This window comes from Paraburkholderia sp. J67, from assembly GCF_905220265.1.
In the GTDB taxonomy this organism is placed as follows: Bacteria; Pseudomonadota; Gammaproteobacteria; order Burkholderiales; family Burkholderiaceae; genus Paraburkholderia.
The window spans coordinates 118032-137817 of the sequence record NZ_CAJMZK010000021.1 but is presented as its reverse complement, the minus strand read 5'-3'; the positions used below and the strand labels follow the sequence as shown (position 1 = coordinate 137817).

9 protein-coding genes are annotated in these 19786 nt (G+C 54.2%); all 9 read right to left on the bottom strand.

All coding sequences use genetic code 11. From position 1 onward, the window contains the following. Positions 1-184: 184 nt before the first annotated feature. On the bottom strand, positions 185-1075 hold the full coding sequence (locus tag U5782_RS29740) for a hypothetical protein (RefSeq protein ID WP_322047434.1): 891 nt from the start codon (positions 1073-1075) through the stop codon (positions 185-187). A 413-nt stretch (positions 1076-1488) separates the two neighbouring features. Then, positions 1489-7029, bottom strand: a complete 5541-nt coding sequence (locus U5782_RS29735; protein WP_322047433.1) for a DEAD/DEAH box helicase — start codon at positions 7027-7029, stop codon at positions 1489-1491. Between the two features lie 2 nt (positions 7030-7031). Then, entirely contained in the window at positions 7032-8087 is a 1056-nt protein-coding gene (locus U5782_RS29730) for a hypothetical protein (RefSeq protein ID WP_322047432.1), read from the bottom strand. Continuing rightward, the gene (locus U5782_RS29725) at positions 8084-10018 is read right to left on the bottom strand and encodes a hypothetical protein (RefSeq protein ID WP_322047431.1); all 1935 of its coding nucleotides are present in this window, start codon (positions 10016-10018) and stop codon (positions 8084-8086) included. Before U5782_RS29725 ends, U5782_RS29730 begins: the two co-directional genes overlap by 4 nt. A gap of 23 nt (positions 10019-10041) precedes the next feature. Then, complete coding sequence (locus tag U5782_RS29720; protein ID WP_322047430.1) at positions 10042-11286, bottom strand: hypothetical protein; 1245 nt, start codon at positions 11284-11286, stop codon at positions 10042-10044. Positions 11287-11744: 458 nt separating this feature from the next. Next, positions 11745-12956: a Druantia anti-phage system protein DruA gene (locus U5782_RS29715; protein ID WP_322047429.1), complete on the bottom strand. Its 1212-nt coding sequence runs from the start codon at positions 12954-12956 to the stop codon at positions 11745-11747. Between the two features lie 645 nt (positions 12957-13601). Further along, entirely contained in the window at positions 13602-16598 is a 2997-nt protein-coding gene (locus U5782_RS29710; protein ID WP_322047428.1) for a DEAD/DEAH box helicase family protein, read from the bottom strand. Beyond that, on the bottom strand, positions 16595-18388 hold the full coding sequence (locus U5782_RS29705) for a hypothetical protein (protein ID WP_322047427.1): 1794 nt from the start codon (positions 18386-18388) through the stop codon (positions 16595-16597). Before U5782_RS29705 ends, U5782_RS29710 begins: the two co-directional genes overlap by 4 nt. Next, on the bottom strand, positions 18381-19610 hold the full coding sequence (locus tag U5782_RS29700) for a DUF6361 family protein (protein ID WP_322047426.1): 1230 nt from the start codon (positions 19608-19610) through the stop codon (positions 18381-18383). Before U5782_RS29700 ends, U5782_RS29705 begins: the two co-directional genes overlap by 8 nt. Between the last annotated feature and the right edge of the window lie 176 nt (positions 19611-19786).

Genomic DNA, 19786 nt, shown 5'->3' with positions numbered 1-19786 from the left:
TGCCGGTCGGCCGCATCGGCTAAGTTTCGGTTCTGTCTAACAAAGAACCTTTTTAGTCAAGGGCCACCTCTTACCTTTGATGTCGCTCCAAAGCTCATCGGCGAATTCCGGACTATGCGCGCTGAAGGCCGAAATTCGACTTTAGTTGTGCATCTAGAAGAAACATAACGCTAACATTGATCTCTCAGGGCTGCTTTGGCTTTGGAATCAGGGCGAGCAGTTCGTCTGGATAGGCAACCTCTTGCTTTACCTTCTCCCACTCACCCTTCAATATGCTGATCATAATATTCTCAGCGTCGCGAATATTTTTGAACGCTGATGCTTGAAATTCACTCAACTTTATCGAAACTTGCAAATCAGAAAATGGCTCTACTGATCTTATCCCGTTAATATCGCCTCTTATTCCATCAAGATAAGCCATCAATTCGATGTGAGAGGCTTCGTTTCTGTTCAATCGAAGTTTTATCCGCGTATGTCCTGCGAGATGGCGATTTTCATTTTCACTAAACTCGCGTTGCAGTGATAGAATCCGATCTCTACAAGAAGTCGTGTACTGATCGACTGCGCGTTCAAATATATTATTCAAATCCCGGAGGGAGCTACTTGATGGCTGCTCTACAATAAGCGTTTTAATGTCGATAGAATATGTGATCAGATTGAAGTTATTCTTTTCAACGCCTTTTTTAAAATTTGCCACAAATGATATCGCCGAGTCTCCAGAAATCTCCTTCTTTACTAACATATTTGTAACGATGCGAAGAACATCGATACAACTTTCCTGTTGAAACGTAGCTTCTCGACTACGTACGGCATCCCACTTCCATACGATTTCCGATGAAATTGCCAAGTGCGCCGCCATGTCTGCGCGAAGTTCGTCAATCCACTTTTGGCGCTTTTCTGCAATAAAAGTCGCAGCGCTACGCTCCGTGACAGTACGCTGTATTTTTAACGTATCTTGCGATTGCTTTGTTGTTTGCTGGCGAGTTCGGTAGGCTATGTATAGTTGAACACAAACGCCGACTACAGCGGCACCAACCGCCCCGACAGTCTGCCAACCTTGCGCATGAATACTCATCTTTTTACGTTGACGTTAATTTTAATTAAATATTCTATAGGTTCTCATGATGCCACACATTGACATGCCTCTTCTGTGAACCGCCACTATCGCAAATGATTGCGCTCGACCGCGATGAAGATAGCATACGTCGATGACAAAACCAATATTCGAATCACAGAATCAGCTTAATCGGTCGATTTCGACGACATATGTTGAAGTAACATCCGGATTAGTTTCTAGCCCATTACGTTGGTTGTCAACAGAGTCGTCCGGTAGTGACCGCGCGAGTGATATGTTCGCGGAAGCCCACTGCAAAGTCGTACGGATATGAATATTTCCTCGCCACATCACTTATGCCAACTGCATCACCACAATCTTGCACAGGAAACCGAACCTCCAAGTTGTTGGGGGTTCGGCTCTAATCCGCCAACCTAGGCCACCAATCTACGCCGAATTTCCGCATGCACAGCAGGCAGGTCACTACGCAGTGCCAAGTCCGTTAGTTGGTATGTGCAGTCGGTTGGTTGGCATTCCACGGTGACATCCGAGTCAGCAAGCAGACTAGGAAATACATTAATCAACAACTTTCTTGCACCCAAGGTTGCGATCAACGGTATCACCTGGCCACATGCCACCGCCGCCAAATTGCACGTTATGCCATCCAATTCCAGGCTACTCGCGAGTGCTTGCAAGAGAGTGCTCTGTGCCTCCGGCGTTTTACTCTGGGGCAGTATCCCGCCGACGCCGTAGCGCAGCAGTGAGGCTGCCAGTTTCCGGTCGAGCAGACGCTTCAGATGCTGATTGTGAAAGTGATCGAGACACTCCGTACAGGAGGTATCACACGAGCAACCTTCGAGGAGATCGAGCGTGTCCTCCGCAATTTTCTCAAAGTACTTCGCCGCTAGCTCAGCGTATCCAGCACCTCCGGACAGCGTATCATAGAGGTACACATCGAGCGAAACAGTGCCTTCTGCGTCAATCGGCAAAATTCGATGACCCGCGCCGAACTCGGTCGGATCAAGGTCTAGTTGCTCGTGCCGGCTTGCCGCTAGCCGAAGCGCCTCTGCCAAGCTGTGAGCAGCGCTTTCGAGAACACGAACTACAAGCGGATTTCCAATATCAGTGACCAATGGCGTGCTTATCTTAAGCCGCAATAGCAACAGATCAGTCCGAAAATCATAGCCCAAGAATGTCTGGATGAACTCCCCGTCACACGTGGTGCTCGCCGCAGAACGCGGGAGTAGATATGGGCGAATATGCTTCCCAGATTTCGGCGCATCGAAGACTTCGGCACAACCACACTTATTGCAAACAGAAAATCCTTGCGCCTCGCCGTCGCGCGTTTGTCCTTTATTGAGTGTCAACAATCGCTTATCCGTCGCGTGCGCAACGCGAAGATATGGACCATTGTCCCGGAAGTCAAAGGTCTCCCCGTCCGTCGGTTGTGGATACTGAGCCATCGTTGCGTACGTGATGTCTTGTTCACGGTCCTCCTCCGAAAGAGCCCTAGCCTTTTCTGGACCAAAGACCTCTGGCTGAATCATTAACTGTGTCCTTAGCTCCCCCGAGCAGACGGGGCACGTAATGAGCGGTTTCGCACCACCGTATGGGTCTTGGACAAAGGAACATGCGTCGCAAATCACAAGGGACTTCGCGTTGTTTGCCTCGAAGAGCTTCTCCGCTCTATTACCCCCTAGCGACGGAGCGCTTGAAAAGACACCACCTGACCTGTACGTCTGCTTGTTGATAACAATAAGGCGACCCGGCGCGTATTCGCTAAGTGCTTGTGCAGTCGATTGTTGTGGTTGCTGCTCTAGCTTAAGCTCCCATATTCCCTTTGAATTCTTAGTCCATTTTTCGACTAAAAAGCTGCAAAGACTTGTTGGAAAAGCATAGGTCGGGAGCAATTGGTGGAAAAAAAGAAATTCCAACAAATCCTCATGCTCAAGGTCTTGGTAGGTATCCTCATCGTCATTTTCATCTTCGTCGCTCTCCTCGTCATGCTTCCTGGAAGTCATCTGTACAAGTTCACGTCGAATCGACTCCTTAAGCTCGTTCAACTTTTCTAGGAACGCAGAGGAGACCCAAAGTACCCAAACCAAAAGGCTTTCCTCATCGATGTTTAGCCCGGGTGGAAGCCAAGTTGCGATGTGATTCGCGAGATGATGGGGAGGCGCCAAAACCTGTCGCTCAATCCAACTCGAAAAGGAATCGATATTTGGACCCTCGGTGGTACACAAAAAGAAATCAGCCGTTCTTCCAAGTGCCTTCTGAAGAATCGCGGTACCTGAGCCTTCCCATGAACCATGCGTCGAGGAATCCTGGAAGAAGGTCTGCATTAAAAATGCATGGACGTGCCTGATTGCAATTTTTGGATTGTCAATCTTCAGCTCCGGCGTCCGTGGCGGCCCGCTGACCATTCGGGCAGCGTTATGGAAATAGAAACTATCGTGCGGGCCATTCTGTGAAAAAGCGACAACCGACGAGACCGATGCCCCTCGACGGCCAGCTCGACCAGCACGCTGCTGGTAGTTTTCTCGCTGCGGAGGAACGTTGCGCAGTGCGACGGCCACGAGGGATCCGATATCAATGCCGACCTCCATGGTCGTGGTACAACTCAAAACATCTACGGGCCGGTCGCCTTCATCGAGAAGGATGTCCTGGAATCGAAGCTCATGCAGCTCAGTAGTCGAATGAACATTGCGATAGTCGCGACCAGACAATTGCGCTGTGTGTTCTTCGACCGACATATTTCGCAGTGCACCATCATGTGCCAATGCGTCCGTTACGGGTTGACGCCAGAATGACTTGCGCGCCCGCATATAGGGGTCCACCGCCGGATCCAGAGACTGCGTGTCTTTAGATCCACAAGCCAGACATGCGCCACCGAAGTCAAATGGCATCAAGCTTGTGCAATCGGCGCATTGCACCCAGCTACGCGATAAATCAATGCTAACTTTAAGCGCGTTGGGATTGAGAAAGTATCCCTCCGCGGTAGTTGTATATTGATCAGCCATTGCTTTTTCAAGCTTTTTAACATCGGCATCTCCAAACCCAAGTCCGGTAAGCAAGGCCTTTCGGAACTGCGGTCTAAACTGCCCCTTACTCCCCCAGCTCTGCCGGCCAAACCCATAGGCCTGCTCACGTAGCGTAGGCGCCAACTCCACATCGAATGCGAACTCGCCGAGCAATCCGTCAATCCACGCGATAGAGAGCACACGGGCATTCTCCGCAGACACCGTTATTCCCTGCTTGCTAAAATCGTCTTGCAGTTTTTTCAACGCCAACTTTGACGGTTCGAGAAATCCCACGGTTGTTCCGGTGAGCGAATAGTAGCTGCTGCATAAGAGTTTGAGCAGTGCGAGTCTATAACGCCATGGGGGCTCGCCGGGAACGTAGTTCTCTGACAAAGCGAGCGAAAGGTCTGCGTCAACATTGTTTTTGAAACCTACAATATGCTGGTCAAGCGTGTTGGCGTCGACGCCGTCGAACATGGAAACGTTGCTCTCCGACAGCGCAGCGAGAAACGCGAGGTACAGCACCGCCTTGGTAGGTTTAGCTTCCCTACCGATTTCGCCCAGCATTTGAGTCGCAACGGCAATCGCTTGGCGGAATAAATCCAGCTCCATGTCTCTGGGCATATCCCTCGCGAGGCGAGCAGCCTTCTGGCGGCCGTCTGAGAACACGAGCACCTTTCTGCCTGCGTTCGGAAAGACGGGGTCTTCTTCTCGGCTGGCTGGTTGGTGGAACATTTGTGCGCGAACCAAGGTGGCAAACGGCGCCTCGCCCTTCGTCACATGGTCCATTATCTTTGACGGGTCAGTTTTAGTTACCCGAGTTCGCCGACAACAGACGGGGCAGTTGTCGAAGCGCAGTTCCCCCTCAAGGACAACATCCTTGTCGGGTATGCGCACATGCCGGAAACCCGACATATCAACAGGACGACTCCGCGTCAGCCTACCGGTCTCGAAATGAAGCCACGCATCGCAGTGACGGCTAGACGTGTGTGCTTTTGCTTCGACCAGCATTTCGATGGGGTAGAGCTTCCTGCTTTGATTTCTCGTAAGTCCAATTTCAGGTTCATGCCAGACGAAATCGCACCTTTCATCTATCCAGCCCGTTATGAATGCCGCACCGCAGTCTCGATGGGTATAGAAGTCGTAGACACGCGCGTTGCTGCGGCACGTGCACGAGAGCAACGGCTTAGTGTGGAATCTGCCGAGAAGTGATGGGGGCTCGCTACTGGACCTCCGCTCGGAGCAACCCGGGTCCGAACAAGCGTAAAGACCAGGCAATCCCCGGTGAAATAGATGAAGTCTGGTGGGAAGCAAGACGCGGCCGTCGCTCTGCCGCCGTGCCTGAGAACAAAGCGACAAGAGGCTATCGATGGCGCGATGCGAAACCTCTGACGAAACACGTGGAGCAAGCATCTGCGTCAAGGCTTCCAGCGCCGTGGCGCGACCGCTTATCTGCTCTATGAGCAGGTTCACGGGCCCAAAATCCGAAAGATGCGCAAACAAATAGTCCCGGAGCGCCGCGACGTCTTCGGGCGGAGCCGTCCAATCAAGTTGCGTAGCAAGTCGACGAATTTGGCCAGCAGCCGCCTCCCCGTCCTCCACTATATTGCTCAAGGCATCGATTTCCAGCGAAGCAAGTGCTTCAACTTCCGATGCAGTAGCTGGACGACCTACCGGTATTTTCTCCTTGGTACCGATCACTACCTGAAACCGGTTTGTTGGCTCGCCGGAGGAGCCTGTCAGATCGATAGCAAATTGTTCTGCATCGCGAATTGCGCCATCTCCTTCGCCTAGACTGGCGCTAGTTAGGATACATCGGACGCGCGAGCGATTTATCCCTAACCGCGCGATTAGCCTTCGAATCAAGAGCGCCACTTCGGCACCTCCGGCACCACGATACATATGTGCCTCATCGAGGACGAGGATCAGCTCATTTTTCGCATCGGAAGCAAGCCAAGCCGAAGTTTGGTCGAAAATGTTCCGCTCAATGGGCCGCATCAACATGTACTCAAGCATCGAATAGTTCGTGACCAAGATGTCGGGGCATTCCTCTTGCATCTCGTGACGGGTCATCAACTCCCGGTCGGTAGGCTGCGTGAGCAGCCGATATTTCCAGTTAGAAGCGTTATAGTTCTGTCCCGCCTTTTTGCCGGTTGCCCACGTCTTAGTTTGACTCGCGCCAGCGTTGTAAAAGCCAATCAGGTCTTTGCTAGGCCATCGCCCGAGACGCTGTAGTTGCTCCTTCAGTGCGGGCTTCTCTTCGACTTTGTTGTAGAAATCGTCAAACAGCGGCGCGATACGGGTTCGGTCACGGTTGCTCTTTCTCGGACCGGGGTACGGCGTACGTCCAGTGTAGCTTCCGAACCTAACGGGCCTCCCACGTCCTTCGCTGACCAATGCGTTGACGCGCGTATTCCCCAAAAGACGACGGATACGTGCTACCTGGTCGTTCACGAGCGCGTTCATAGGGTACAGAAGAATTGCCCGGCACCCCGGAAGGAAGCGCGAGCTCTCTTGTTCAGTGCTTTCAATTGCAAGAGACGCGACGATAGGCATCAGAAAACTCTCCGTCTTTCCAGAGCCTGTCCCTGTCGCAACTACAAGTTCCTTTTTTTCGCCCCCGAGAAACGCCTCCAGTGCGTCGGCCTGATGCCGATAAGGTCTGGGATATAACCCACTGTCATCACGAACAGACGCAATTTTCGTCAGTACGCTCTTGGCACGCTCAGGAATCTGCAATTTGTTATACGGTTCGCCAAACTCATAGACCGGCGTTGCCTCGACAAATGCTTTTTGTGCAATTACCCCGGGCTCCTTCAACAGCGCGAGTCGCTCAGCTAGCAGGCCCTCATCCTTAACGTGATACTGGGCTTCAATATACTGTCGCAATTTATCGTGCAATCCAGATACTGTGTCATGCACACCATAACGTTGTGCATTCTTGTCTTTGTCCATTTTTATACCCCGTCTGTCTGTTCGACTAGTTCGTGTCCGAGCAGCCCGACTGCTCGCTCGATGAGCGGCAGCAAGCTTGCTGAGAATGTGTATCGCCGCGGCCAGTCTGCTGCAGATTGTTCAGCGGACCGCCAACCCAACTCCAGGAACACATTTTCTGGCTCCGGAAATGGACGTGGTGCAAATAAGGTGACCGTGTTGCCTTCGCGACGATATCTAACCCTCCGGCTTCTATCGTGTTTGGTTGAAAGGGCTCCTTGGATACGACGCGCGTCCTGTCTCGATATTCCAATCAATGAAGCGATTTCACTCCCGCCGGCATTTGATTTTTTGAGCCGGCATAAACCGTACTCGCGCATAGCGATCCCCAAGACTTTCCGCCTACACAATTGGATGCCATCCACGTTTGTAATTTCATGACATGGCGTCCACCGCCCTTCGCCAAAAATCTCGGGCTCCTGCAAGTCTTGAACAGGCATCATTGCAGATGTATTGCGCTCCAAAAATTCTTTTAGCCAGATATGAACATCGTCATTTGGTAGACCTAGCCACTCAACCAGTCCTTGAACGGGTAACGATTTTCCTGGAGTGGTAAGTTTCGTTTGAACGAGTCGGCAAGAACCCACGACCTGCACTGCCCTACGATATCTCAGGGGCAGGCTTAGAAGTGGCGACGGACTAATTAGCAAGGCCGTATCTGCATCTATTTCGACGACACGAGAAGGTGCAGGGAGCCAATGATATGAATCAGTTTTTGTAAATTCCCCGAGCTTCGCGAGTTTCTCAATTACGTTCACAACCGGCGAGCGCGGTAGCTCGTAGCTCTCCCTAAGGTCTGGCCAGATAGGAGAGAGTCGTTGGACAACTGTGCGCGTAATTGTTGCCGTCGCGACCGGCTCGGACGCGAAGCTGTTGTCAGGATGACTTCCGAAGGAAATTGCTGCTCTGACATGCTCGCTCAATGCTGCGATTTTCGTCGTGTCAACGACATTCGTGAAGCCAAATTCCTTCTCGAGCCTATCCAGGACATGTGTCCGCGAAATTGCTTCGATCCTCACAGTATGGCGTCTCCCGCTAGCTCGCTCAATGCCTGCTTCACAGAGACCGCCTGCAACTGGTCCGTGGAGAACTCACCAATCGCCCGCTCCACATTCTCCCGAGATACGCCGTTCACACGGGCCCAAGGAATTACCCAACTCAACAGTGCAATCGTCAGATCACGCTCGTAGTCAGCATCTGGTAATGCGAAAAGCGTCCCCAAAAATCTGGTAAAGGCGAAGCGCCACAATCGGTTTCGCGGCAAATCGAGTGCGTTGACAATATTGATTGATTCGTTGACTAGTTCCTTGGTATTGGCAATCAGCTTACGAACCTCATCCTGTTGAAATGAAATCGCCGCGCACCGAGACATGTCCCAATTGGCATCCTGACTCCACGTCAGGTCGTCAGTGTCAACTATTGGACCTAGCTCCAGAAGAGCTCGGTCACCTGGCAATGTAGCAGGACCATCGACCCAAGTAGCGAACAAGGCCACCCCCAAGGGTAATCGGCCGGTTCCTACAAAGTGACTCTCTAAAACTCTGTCTCGAATGGGGCTTCCGTAGATTTCGAATGCTGAGCGATTGATACCTAGCAGCAAAACACCAGGATAGTGCTCGGTCTTCGCTTCGGCTTGCTCAAGTAAAGCGTCCGCATCGCAACTATCGTAAAGGCCTAGCGGAACTTGCCAGGAAAGTGTGCGCTCCCCCCCCAGACCGCGAACCGAAGCCTTGGCCACGAATTCCGCCAGAGACCCCCGAAACTGCACCATTTGCCCGGACAGTACTCCAGCGACTACAGCGCGTGCAACTTTATCGGCGTCGGCTTTTATTAAACCAATCTTGAGAAAACTGCTTTTGGCAAACTCAAAGATCGCGCGCGTATCAGTGAGCTTATGCGTTTCCGAAGTTGGTTTCGTTGTCGACCATTTCACGAGTCCGGAAAGCGGCTTCCGATTACTGGCTTCTCCATCAGTCACGCTCGCTATTTTCTGCTCGGATAGGAGCGCTAGTTGAATTTTCGATTCGTCCATCGCGCGCTGATAATTCTCTTCCGCGACTGCGAGAGACAAGCGCATGGCGTCAATGTCGCCGGTGAGTTTCGCAATCGTCATCTGCAGAGTTTCGATGTCGCGCTCATGAGACTCTTTCGATGTCGTTGACGCTTCGACGTACTGCGCCAATCTCTGTTCTAACTGCTCACTGCGCCCGGATACTTGCCCCCTAATCGTTTCGATGTCCGCAGATGTAACACCCGGTGGGCGGTGCTCCATTTCGTTGAGTTTTCGACTCACCTCGGCGCTCAGCTCCGATGAGGCCGAGGCGGCCGACGCTGTATTTGATACATCGGCGGATACCTGACGGAGTTGTCGACCAAGCTCGCGAATAGTAAGTGCAAAACCCTCCATGCCCTCCTGTAGGGCCTTAACGTCCCCCGGCAGTTTCGAGATAGTGCGGTCGCGCTCGAGAACCTCTCTTGTGGGCAACGCCTCAACGAACGCTGTTACACCATCAGTTGCAAGTAAGCCACCGAACTCAACCAATCGGCGCACGTCTTCCTGAGCGCAACCGTCAGCGCTATGCGCTACCAATTGTCGAAGGAAGAGGAGAGCGTCTTCTTTGCCTGCTGCTTCGTAAGCCTCGAGAGCTGACGCAAACGCATTTTCGAACCTTTCATGCCCCCAAGCACTCCATAACGCCTCAAACGCCTTCCAATCCTTCGAAGAAGTCCCTGTCTTCGAAGCGGGAGCATGGGCGAGCGCGTTCACCAGTCGCTCGCTGTCTTTTCTAAATCCCGGGTCCGTGTTTTTTCTAAAGCCATCTATTTTTGGCAGCGTCGCAAATATCTTTCGCCGCAAAACAATTGGAGTCTCGTCCAGGAACGCCGATATCTCTGCGGTACCCATATCCGCAATTCTTTTTCTTGCTTCGTAGGGAAAACTGAAAATCATGTGGTCTCCTGCTTATCGACAACTCACTGCTTTATGCGCTTTTGCTTGAGTGCGTGGTTAAGAGTACGCCAAGTGGCGTCGCACATGCCCCGTTGCCTAGCCGTCGAGAATGCCACCAAAAGCTCCGCATCTGTCATGGTCGATGCATGCTTCGTTGACGACGAGCATCGTTGTAATTGAAATAAAAACACAAGAAGCCTGCTTCGGAGGTCGGTCGGTAGACGAAAGGTTGCGGGCGCAGTCACGACACGGTCTCGAGTTCGAACCCGCCCAAATGCCCCGAAATCCAAGAGAACGTCAGCAGACTTGTCCAAGATGAGCTCTCTTAGCTCGTGGGCTGTATTAGGTGCCAGTAACCTTAATTCACTCCCGGCTTTCGCCTGAAACGAGGAAGCGTGAAGCGCGAGACGCGCATTCCAGATGCCGTCATGTCCGGTAAACAGCATGCCCTTCACATGTGCTGGCAAGGCGAGGCGAGAAAATATAAGCTCGCCATTTCGCACCCGAGAAAGCAGCGCTCCTGCGGATACATCATGAAGCGGTGCAGTAAGCTCGACTCCGTCAGCGTCGACCATCCCGAGCTCGACGACATTTTCGCAATGTGAGGCAGGCGGTGCAAATTCGATTGTGAGCAGAGCTCGTTGAGCCTCTGGGCAACTTAATTCAACAAGTGGCTCCACTTCTGGGGCAAGGCGAAAGAATGCATCAGCAAGTCCGCCGGCATCAGCTCCAATCGTGCCGGAACGTCCCCGGGCAAACATGCCTCGCACGGGCTGTATACCGCTTGGCATATATTGGCCACCGTGGACAATCATGTCGATGTTCTGCTGCGCCTTTACTGACTCGGCCGTGACCTTTCGTACGTGGGGAGGCCACACCGGAATGATCTCTGTCGCGGAAGTGGTTACCGACAGTCCAGTGAAGGTTCGCAGCCACGCCACAGAGCTATCTTCAAGTGGTGTCGAAAGTGTGACCGTGGCTGCTGACCAGTCAACCCGCCCTTTCAAAGCTTGCCACTCTAATCGCTCCGGGAAAGATGGAGTGAGAACACTTGGCCAGATGAATACATAAGTGCAACCAAGCTTCAGTTCAGCTACTTGCGGAGCGATGCGCCCGTTAAGGAAACTGACTTCGCCAAAAACAGTTGCCCGCTCCGTATAGAGCCCCGCGCAGGTGAGCGCCACGCGATTCCGTGCGGTCGGTAGCGGTGGGGCGACAGTTAATATGCGATAGTTGGCGCTTTGAGGCTCGGCAACGGTATGACGCACGGGGTCCGCGCCAGAGCTTTTACAGTCGATAGTGAGCGTTCGTCCACCACCTACATCTACAGTGATTTCACTGCCTGCAAATTGAGCTGTCGGAACCGATAGTTCAAGACCCCACCGACGCGGGTACCCGCTTTCGGCCAGCCTGAGTCCGAGGGTCAGCTCAGTGACACGGTTAGGGTCGTGCAAATTGAGTGCGGTTGAACCATTACCGAGACCTAAGCCTTCGACATATAGTTCACAATCCTTGCTGCTTCTTCCGGGTAGATGCGCGAAATATGGCTGCTTAGAGCGCCCAGCCCTTAAGGAGACGGGCGCGCCACATTCAGGACAAAGATATAGAAACTGGCCATCTTGGGCGTCTTCTGCGTCGACATATCGCCCCGTTAGCCGACTACGAGCCTCTTTCACACGCCCCCCCCAGAAGCCACCGCCACAGCATTTCAAAGACCGATATAGAACTACGCCGCCCGCTGGTCGTTGGTCAAGTGCCTGGCCGTGTATGAGTATTTAATCAATTCCGGCAACATCGCTGAAGACCATTCCTGGTACTCGGGCCTCGATACGGCGCGCTGAATTACCCAGCGCTCGATAGCGAGGGATGCGATTTCAGACACTGGTCGTAGCGATGCCAACTGTGGACGCCCTCGTCCGGTTCGCAGGATCGATGATGCATTGACTGCGAGGTCGGATATGAATACTTCGCGCTGAATGCCGTGTTTCAGAACATCGCCCTTGAACCCAAGGGTGGACATTGCCGCTCGAATAGTCCGAATACGCCAATTTGGACCATCTCCGTATTCATGCGTATTAGCACATGGATGATCGATATCAAGCAGATATTCACGCAAGTCCGAGAACAGTGCTTCGGGGATGTGGAAATGTCCCCAACCGCCGCTATACCCCAAGCTCGTGAAATATCTGAGGCTATCCAGTTTGAGTCGATTATAGACAGACGACCGCCCCATCGAAGATGACGTAGTCACTGCAAGCAAACGGGCCTGCTTCTTTTTACCAGAAATAATCCCACAAGAATCGCCGTATACGCTGGCGAAATCGTCGTAGATTTCTCTGCTACGTATGAGACAAGCGACAAGCTTTCCGCCAAGAAGTGCATTGTAAGGTGGTAACGCTCCCAGCACGTACGCATCCATTACGTTGACCAAGCGCTCGGTCCTCGCCGCGCCGTCCCAGCCAATATGATTATCCCGCGCCGAGAGGTTAAACACCGGGTCCCCGATGGCGAAAATGCCTATCAGCTTCCCATTGCTGTCATCCCAGACGAGATAACGCAGCCGGCGACCAAAACCTCTCGAAACAGGAACAGACCATGTCAGTGATGCAAGTCTAAACAGCTCACCCTGCCATGTCCCCGACGCGACACGCTCCAGACGCGGCGATATGCGTTCTGGATTAATATCACTCCCCGAGGCAAAAAACTTTAACAGACGAGGAGTTTGCTGTTTGATGAATTCAGATTCACCGTGCAGTAGCTCCTTCCTCTGCTGAGCATGCAGATGACGGATGATTTCTTTACTTGTTCCAGGGGCTTCAAGGCGCCCCCCCTCCTTGCGACGAAAACCCAGATTCGAAAGATGCCGCCGTAGCCTGCGCTTCAAAAGCGCTTCTCTTGTGCTGACGTGCACGACCTTTTTCGATGGTATCTTTGCCATTGCCTTGCTTGTTTCTTCCGATCAGGATTGATCTCCTCGGCGCGAAATTATAATCGCTCGCTGCGCCCTAGCATGTCCGTCAACTCGAAGACGTCCTATTGTGACGGCTGTCGCATAATCGCGCGCATGAGGCCACAAAGTTCCGTCGCGGAGCTGCGCCATTATCTTACAGATGAAACAATTGTAACAAGAGGTGACCGAAGCCCAAGGAAAATTTTGAGCCCTTTGCTTCCTGGCCGCCGCCCACGACGGGATTTGCGGGATCCAACTCCATTCCGACATCGCTTTCGTCTCGCGCATCGGGCGGCCAAGACCGCTCGATTTGAGCGCGGGCATGCCACATCAAAGTTGACTGGTGATCGAGAGCACGATTTAAAAGAGCTGTTGATTTCGCCGAGTCGCCCCCGCCGGGCTAAAACTCGGGGAAGTTAACACACGCTAATATCCATCAATGAGAGCGCGTGCTTCACCATCTCAACTCGACGACGCCAAGAAAGATCCTCGCGTCAAACTGACCGCCGGATGCCACCCCCAATAAATGTTCGCGATACGAATTTCGACATTACAGCTCGAATGTTGCGAATTGAACGCCCCCACGGACTGTTTTCCTGTCGAAGATCGAAGTGATCTATTAAGCGAGAATACTCATTGACCGTGACGCGGAGCCAAATCCAGTCTGACGCCGTTGATCTCCCTTCGATTGCTCTCGCTGCCATTGGACAAGCGCTCTAGCAGCGCATGTGGATCAGGCTGCCCCAGCAACAAGCGATACCAACTCGCTTCTTCTAGCAACCGTTCCCAGGCTGTCTCTTCTCTGGAGAATGGAACGTTGAGCGCGATGGCCTTGATGGGTTGACCTTCACCGAAATGCCAGAAAGGTGCAAGGATGCTGTTGTGTTGTGCCGTCTGCTCCTTGGCCGCTTCCAACAGAAGTTCCCAAGCGTTTGCGTATGGGCGAGCCATGTCCTGCTCATCCCGCGGTAAGCCTAGCTTGGCGATGTTCGTCCGTACACCTAGGCTGAGGTAACGATCTACTCTTCCCTCGCGCTGCTCCAACGCAAGAGGTGAATTGGGGAGGTTCCAATGCACGAGGCGCCTGCAGTAGCGGTGCATATCGAGTCCCTCCTGGCCCGTCGACGTCGTAGTCAACACGAAAGGGGGAAACGGGGAATTGAATGCCGTCAGCAGCGGGTTGGCATGCTGCCCCTTCCGGCGCGCCGGCTTCCCCGGCGACTTGCTGCTTTTCTGTAACGCGCTCGAGTCGTCGTCGGTTGAACTGTCGTGCTCACCGAGCGCGCGAGCGTACATCGCTGCACCAAATGGAGGCGCTTTCAACTTGGGCCTTGGGCGCACTACCTGCAGCGTCCCCACCGTACTAAGCGCAATATGAATCGCTTCCGCTACCTCATGTGCAAGCTTCGCTGCGTCCTTTTCCGAACTGTCACGCACGAGGAGAAACACGTACTCGTCTAGCACGCTCTGAAGGTCATGTTCCAGGCAAAATCGAAGCACACGGCGCCAGTACGGCTCCTTCTTGCGCGAGCGAACGCCTTCCACGATTGCAACGGCTGCGGGCCGCTGAAACAAACGCGTGATACTGTTACCGATGGCAATGGCAGCCTCGAACAGTGCACTGTTGCTCTTGTCCAATCCCGGAATGGTACGCCGAAGCGCTCGGTAAGCGCACGTGCCCGGCGCGGCGACAGCGAGTTCCGCGAGATCGTTAGCATCAGAGGCCGATACCGTAGCCTCATCAGCTTGCTTGACATCTTTTATGAGATCGCGGGCTGGCGTCAAATAGGAGGCGGAGCGCACCGAAGGCTGCGGATAATGAGGATCCGCATTGAGTTCAAGTGCAACGTCAACGAGGTTCCGCTGGCGCGCAAGGCGCGAAATCTTAAGTCGGCCCGCCTTGACTAGTTGCTCACGAACTTCGGCAATCATGTCCTTCGGCGACAAGGCCTTTCCAACCCTGCGGACCGCCTCGAACGGATCGCTGTCCTCGGCGAATCGCCAAAGCGGAGCGCCGATCACATAAACGGAACGCACAGGCGTGCTTTGGCCACCGACTTTACTGGCCCTGGAAAACTCGAGGTCCTTTTCCCGCCTTGACTGGGGCCGTGGTTCGCAGCACAGATTCAGTGCTGTTGCGATCGCCGGCGGCGCGGCCCCCCAAGAGGTAAAGACGAGAGTCTTGGATGGCGAATTTTCACCCGCTCGAGAGGGGTGTTCAACGTACGGTCGCGTAGGCGGAAGCCACAGTCGCCCCCCCTCCGCATCTTTTCCCATCTCATCAATCATCGCCCGTAGACGGGGGTGCGCAGGGCCAGGTAGCGACGCTCGACGATAGAGCTGTGAGCAGTTGAGAGCCGCGGGCGTCGGCAGGCGACGCTTGCGAAGCGCATGTCTGAGATCTCTGCCAGTGACATATCGCGGACCCAGTGCGCTAACAATATAAGGCGTGGACTTCCAGAGCTCGATGAGTTCGGCAAAGCGACGCCGCCTGTTCTTCGCGAAAGATGGTTCGCTATTCAGCAGGTCTATTGTCTGGGACAGGGTTTTAAGGTCGAGCTCATCAATAGGCGCTTCTACAGCAACCCGCTCGACATGCGCATCAAACGGACGCTCCGTACGAACCATGAAATCCCGTAGGTGATTGCCGAGATTTTCCACGGCTCGCTGCAGCGCGGCTTTGCAAATCTGCGGTGCCAGCAAGGTCGCGCGCATTGTCGCAAGCGCCTCTTTAACCTCGTTTACCTTCTCTTGCTTGCCGGGATTCAAAAAGCTAACCAGCTCGATGAAGCCTTGGTTGGGGTTTTTACCAGAATGATCATCCGGATCGCCTGGTTGGTACGGCGTCGCTGAAAGGACCAAGATCGGTCGCTTGAGCAAATGCCCGACTTGCGGGGTAGGATCGTCGGTTAGCAACGTGTCAGAGAATCGCTGGATTTCATCCACCACGACCAAGACCGGATTGAGCTTCTCAAGTACGCATTTGGCCAGCACAGCCCGTAGCTTGCCGACGATGTCGCGCTTGTGCGTTTTGCGTATCTGGGAATTGCTCAGCTGCTCAATAATGCCCGATCCGAGATTCCGTTCGAAATCGCTCCGCAGCTCGCGCGGTAACGAACCTTCAACAAGTTGGTCGAATACTGCGTCGCTGACTCGACTTCCCTTGAAAAACTCACGTACGCCAGGATCGTTCATGAGAGATCGATGGCGCGGCATGAGTAGCCTAAACAGAAGCGCCCGTTCCCGCACGGAACCAAAGTGGTCTTTTCGTAGGTCCTTTATCGGCGTCAGTCCGATCAGTTTGCCTTGAATCCCGTTCTTGTAGGCCTTCTCGGCAAGTAGACATAGCGACCCGAAGGATTCCGGCGTCAGTCGACGAGTCTGCAATTTCGACAGGTTCTGACTGACGATATGACCGCTGGAGACTACGTACACCACATTGCGGCCGGACTGTACTGCAGTCACCCGGGCAATCACACCTTGTGCCACCTTGGTCTTTCCAAGACCCACCTCGTCAGCGATCAAAAAACGACGCTGGCGGTCCTTGAACATGCGAGTATAAGCGTGTCGCACTGTGCGCTTCTGGAAATCCTGCAGGTGCAAATCGTCGAGCAGGTCGGGCGCGCTCATTTCAACGACTCCTTCACAAGACGCCACATCGTGGCCAGTTGCTTGTCTTCGGCCGCATCCGAGAGGCCTGCCAACAAGCTATCGATCGTAGTAATTTCTTCTTTCGCGTTGGGCCCGTGCACGCGTTGGAGTACCTTTTCGAGAATAGGAAGCTGGGGGCCAGCTTTGCGGGCTTTCGACGGCTTCTTGCCGTCGTGACCTCCGGTAGAGCCACTGCTATTGCCTTTCACGCCGAAATACCACAATAGTTCCTGATAGAGGGCCGGCCGAGCGGCGTGAGCTAGCACCTTGCGTGCCGCTTCGCGGTCCCAGTCGATGTCGCCCTCGAGCGACATCGCAAGCACAACCCCCACAGGCGCGTCGTCACCGTAGCTAAGCGTTAAGGCTACAAACGGCGTGAGTTCGGCGCTTGGGTCAATTTCGAGGCTACCGCACATGCGGTTCTTATCACGCGTCAGAGGTGCACAACGCTCTTGATAACCAACCAGATGCATCGTGACTACGACGCCATCGGGCCAATCTCCCCGGTCTGCCATGAAATTGAGCGTCACGCCGATGATTTGCGGTGGGCCCTTGCGAATCCGTCCTACCGCGGCGGCGCCCGCAAGAATCCTGCGCACACGCTTAACCCACTTGGGTTCCGGTTCCTCGCATTCAACCGCACTTGGAGTGATCCTTTCGAGCACGCTCCGGAAACTGCGCTGCTCGCTTGAACTATCGTCAGCGAGCAGCGCTTGCACCTGCATCGCTGCGGCTTTAATCACACCGGTGACAGCCACTTCGACGTTGTGCGTCCATCCCGACGGCGTGGCGTTGGCGCTCGTCACCACGAGTCGCGTGCCCCCCTTTTTAGACGACGCGAGGTAGATCTTCGCATGCAACCCGACCAGTCTCCCTTGTGCCCTCTCCGCATCGGGCGACTCGTGAGCCGGCACGGCCGCATCGGATATTTTGAACACCTGATACTTCGTGAAGGCTGAGGTGGGTACGTCGACTGGCCGGGTCACGAGCCATCGACGCTCCTTGCTGGCGCCAGCTTGCGCCGCAAGTCCGTCGAGAAACCCTCGACGCACGAACGGCGAGATGACCAGCAGATCATCGCCCTTGATCTTCCTGTGAATCTCCTCGGCGTTCTGGCAACTCGGGTAAAACAAACGCACCTCAATATCCGCGACACCGTGCAAAGGCTGAAAACGCACATCCTTCAGTGCCTCTCCGATTCGCCTGCATTGCTCGACGGCCGGATGTGCCTGATCGTTGACGAATTGCGCGAGGCCGCTGACCGTCTCAGCCAGTCCGGTAACTGACACGCCAGTGCGCTCCTGATCGAGGACGACCAAAGAGTCCCACGAGTTGTCCGCCGTAAGATTCCGTGTCGAAATGACAACGCGAAAATACCGTTCACGAGCCTTCTCGACGGAGGCGAATTCCAGAATGAGAAGCTTTGGATGAAAGGATCCGTCCTTAATTGAGCACGGCACGACAGCGTCGCCGACGAGCCGCAGCAATGGCCGCGAATTAGCCCATCGCTTCGAAATCGAGATCCGATCACCCTGCACTAGCAGGGTGAGGCGCGTGCCTAGTTCATAGATTCTCGCCACGCCGACCGATTTGTCGATATCGGCAGCGCCCATGCCGGCCGCGAACAACGGAATGGTGACGAGCGTTTCCGCGTCGAGGCTGTACGCTGTGCCGAGAGCGTGCTGAAGCTGAAAGCCTTCTGGTGGCGCTAAGACGTCGCGCAGCGTGGATCGTCCGTGCGGATCGAGGGGAATCGGTCGTTTAGCCACGCGGATTCTCCGCGTCCCGCACAAGATGGCGGACGCAGGCGCCCCAACGGAAGTCCCACCGCCGCGCCATTTCTGGCGTGCCAGACCACGTGGCAAGATGGCTGCGATTGCTGAGTTTCGGTGCTGGATTGACCTTTTCCCGGTCACAGACCAGGTTAAACCACTGATTCGATCCCAGATTGATCTCGCCGGAGACGAGCTTCCTGGCTGCGCTTGCGAGGAACGCACGCGAAACCTCACTACCCAGTGGCTCCCACGTGGTGGGCTTGACCCATGGCGCGAGCGACTGTTTTTCCGCTTCGAACGCCTCCTTCCACTGCTCGAAGTACAAATCGATCTTCTCCTCTGTCACACCCAGATCCTGGCTTTTCTGCTTCCACGAGGTGTCTCCGCCATCAGCGTCCAGCTTCCTGGCTTCCTTGAGCAACGCGAAGTTATAAGCAAGCTGCACACCCCAGCAGATAAGGCTGACTGTTTTGGCACGATCGAGCGCCGTACGAGCGCCACTTTCTTTGTCGACGTGAATTTGCCATGGGAAAGTCGCCTTCGATGGGGTTCCTCCCCTACGCACTAGCGATGCAATAACGGCAAGCGCGGGTTTGTCGGGCAATTCCAGCCATTGATCAAGAATGAAATCCACCTCAGCCTTGCTGCAGTGAATGCCAGGCCACTCCCCGCCTTTTTTGTCGAACCAGAATTGATCTGCAAGCTTCGTCGCTTGAGGGTGCCACTTGACGCGATTCTGCAACAACGGATTTCCCTCGTCGTCCGTTGTGATCCTGGATTGCATGGCAGCGAGGCCATTGGCTACGGTGACGTCCCGCACGTCCGCGCTCAAAGGCGTAAGCATCTTCCAAGTACGTATTGCGGTCCAGTACAAATGCACAAAGTCCCGCGCGGGCGTGCGTCTACCAATGATGCCTGTCTCGTTGGGGTTGGCTTTGACAAGCGCCGAATTGAGGGCGGTTTGACTCAGCGTAATATTACTGACCGTCGCTCCTTTCTTGCGAAGGACCGCCGGAACCAGGATGACGTACCGAAGACGTTTGTACTGCGTAGAGGTGCCGGGAAACAACTGTTCAGCTACCAAATCACGTACAGACGCACCGATCCGGAGGGCGTCCACACCTTCGCCGTCGACATCTTGGCTTAAAAAATCTCGAACTTGCTTCACCTCTGCCTCATCGAAATCCAGCCATTCCCAACGGCTCGCCGCGGTCATACGGATTTGGAGCCGAACGCGTATGGCGTCGGCTTCAATCGGACAAGGCGAGTGTCTGGTACCCGGTTCAGCATGTTGGTAGAAGTGAACTTCTGCCGCGCGGAATAGTGATCGATAAAGCGTCGCATCGCCCCCGCGACTTTCTGCCGTGTTCGCAATAGAAGTTGCATGTGGAG

Coding starts and splice junctions, on each gene's coding strand:
- U5782_RS29740 (WP_322047434.1), bottom strand. CDS start 1,075: ATGAGTATTCATGCGCAAGGTTGGCAGACTGTCGGGGCGGTTGGTGCC.
- U5782_RS29735 (WP_322047433.1), bottom strand. CDS start 7,029: ATGGACAAAGACAAGAATGCACAACGTTATGGTGTGCATGACACAGTA.
- U5782_RS29725 (WP_322047431.1), bottom strand. CDS start 10,018: ATGATTTTCAGTTTTCCCTACGAAGCAAGAAAAAGAATTGCGGATATG.
- U5782_RS29715 (WP_322047429.1), bottom strand. CDS start 12,956: ATGGCAAAGATACCATCGAAAAAGGTCGTGCACGTCAGCACAAGAGAA.
- U5782_RS29710 (WP_322047428.1), bottom strand. CDS start 16,598: ATGAGCGCGCCCGACCTGCTCGACGATTTGCACCTGCAGGATTTCCAG.
- U5782_RS29700 (WP_322047426.1), bottom strand. CDS start 19,610: ATGACCGCGGCGAGCCGTTGGGAATGGCTGGATTTCGATGAGGCAGAG.